The sequence below is a fragment of the Arthrobacter sp. H35-D1 genome (assembly GCF_030063185.1).
In the GTDB taxonomy this organism is placed as follows: Bacteria; Actinomycetota; Actinomycetes; order Actinomycetales; family Micrococcaceae; genus Specibacter.
Map to the genome: position 1 here is coordinate 1 of NZ_JASISP010000064.1, position 2,123 is coordinate 2,123.

1 protein-coding gene and 1 rRNA gene are annotated in these 2,123 nt (G+C 56.1%); one reads left to right on the forward strand and one right to left on the reverse strand.

The annotated features are described in order from the left end of the window. Nucleotides 1–96 (forward strand): 5S ribosomal RNA (gene rrf, locus QMG25_RS20265); the annotation flags it as partial. Between the two features lie 759 nt (nt 97–855). On the opposite strand, the gene QMG25_RS20270 is transcribed toward rrf, so the two are convergent. Further along, nucleotides 856–1,026 (reverse strand): hypothetical protein, encoded by a 171-nt coding sequence (locus tag QMG25_RS20270; RefSeq protein WP_283462925.1) that lies wholly within the window; start codon nt 1,024–1,026, stop codon nt 856–858. Nucleotides 1,027–2,123: the final 1,097 nt, after the last annotated feature.

Sequence of the window (2,123 nt, forward strand, 5' to 3'; positions counted from 1 at the left end):
GAAACGCCCGGTCCCATTCCGAACCCGGAAGCTAAGACCCACAGCGCCGATGGTACTGCATTCGTGAGGATGTGGGAGAGTAGGACACCGCCGGACAACACCAAAAACAGGTCGAGGCCCCACACCACCAGGTGCGGGGCCTCCCTGCATTTAACAACCACACCGGCCCGGCTGGCCACCCGCCTAGCCGGAACTGTCTGTCGGGCTGAAGATGACCAGTACGTTTCTCGTCGACAGTGGCAAGGTCGCACGTCTACATGATGAGGACGTTATAGGTACTCATGACAACGGTGATCTTTGTCGGCACCTGTCAATGCCAACCAATAATTGCGCCCCTGTTTGCCCTCACGACGAGAGTTGGTTCCACTCTCCGGCTCCGTTGTGCATTGGTGGAGGCCGGGCTGTCCTGGAAATGGGGCAACTGAAACCTCGATCGCGCCTTGTTCACCTAGTTTCTGGTGCAAAACGCAATGACCATGGCGGCAGATAAGTTTCACAACGTTGATCTCTTGGGGCCGTTCATGAGAGATATCAACGAACCGGCTTCAAATTCGCTCGCTTCATTAGAGAAGCATGGAAACATATGCCGGGTAACGCCTGGATCCGCGGATGGCGACCGTCGGAGACCTGTGTCAAGGGCCATGAGTTTCTGGCCACCAGCGGCCACGTTATCCGCCCGTGGGGGCCAGCTATAGTGCCCGGGTATGGCCATGAGATCTGCCCACAAAAGTGATGTGGTATGTGGCCAGCCCGTTCCGAGTTTTAGCTCAGTTGTACCACCCCTGTCCCTGCCAGGGCCTGGGTCAGCCTGACGGAGTCGCCGCTAGTCTGGCAGATATGAACCTGGTGGAGCGTTCATTCCACCGTGGCGGTTTCTTGAGCTTTGGGGATGAACTCTGTGAAGCCGGCAAGACTCAGGATAGAGAAGATCGCCATGTAGCATTTCCGAAACGCAGCACACAGGACCCGGTAGAGGCGTTCGGAGGTATCGGTGCGCACGGCGGGTAGCCCGGTGTCATCGACCACGATCTAAGCAGCACGCAGGAGATCCTCGCTACAGCCTTGGTGACCCTGGCATCTATTCTGTGGATGGGCAGAAGTTGGACGAGGGTATGGAGCCTGAAGCACGCCACACGCAGTCCTCCTTCGACGGCTTGGTCGCTCAGGGCTTCAGGGAAGAATGGCTTGCTCGTGTTCGAGGGCTCGCTGACGACAAAGGATCTGCCGCAGGGTTTCAATCCAGGGCTGCCGGGCGGGAACCCTGCAGGTTGGGCGTGATGGCGAGGATAGAGCGGACCGGTCCACCGATTTCTTCAGTGAAGAGGGCTTTGATGACTTCAGGCGGAACCCAGTGGTGGGAGCGGGCGAGTGCCGAGGTATTTGGAGGCAGGCGCCGTGAGTATCAGGCCTTTTCAACGAGTGCATGGTTGCATTGATGCCTCCGGGTACGTGGGGGGGTGACCCTGTTCAGCGAGTTCATGACGTCCCCTGGCCGAGCACACGGACTCTCGCTTCATCCCTGTCATCCGTGCGGTGCCGTTAGTTGCTGTTCGTAGGGCCACACTTGCCAGCCAGCTGTTCCTGATGAGCGATGGCAGTCGCAAGGATCTACTCGAGGTTGTCATGCCTACATCTCGCCGTTGGGCAAAGAAAACCACATCTTTAGAATGACGGCGACGCTGCAGTGAGCGAGGTGACGCTTCCAATGGAGGAGCCGGTACGGCAACGCAAAGGATCCCGAGGCCTGCAAACAGCGTGATGTACCGATAATCCATCGGGTGTTTGTGGAATGGTTTGTAGCGATTCTGATAGTTGGATCACAAACAAAGCTCAGTCAAAAGCAATGCTGGCGACTAGCTGGGCAGATTTGTTTCTGGTCGAGGACTCTACGTAAGATGAAAAACGCCGTACTCCAGGCAAATTTTGGTACTCGATCAGCGTATATATTGACGCTAAACATATAGTGTTCAGGCTCACAGGCTTTCGGTTGGATATCTGTTTGAAAGGTGTGTATTGTTTTTCGAGTTGCTCCGGTTGATGGGGGAACGGTATTGCTTGAGTTGATGTGGCTGGTTTTGCTGGTTGTGTTGGCGTGTTGTGGTGTGGTTGGTCTGCTTGTTTGA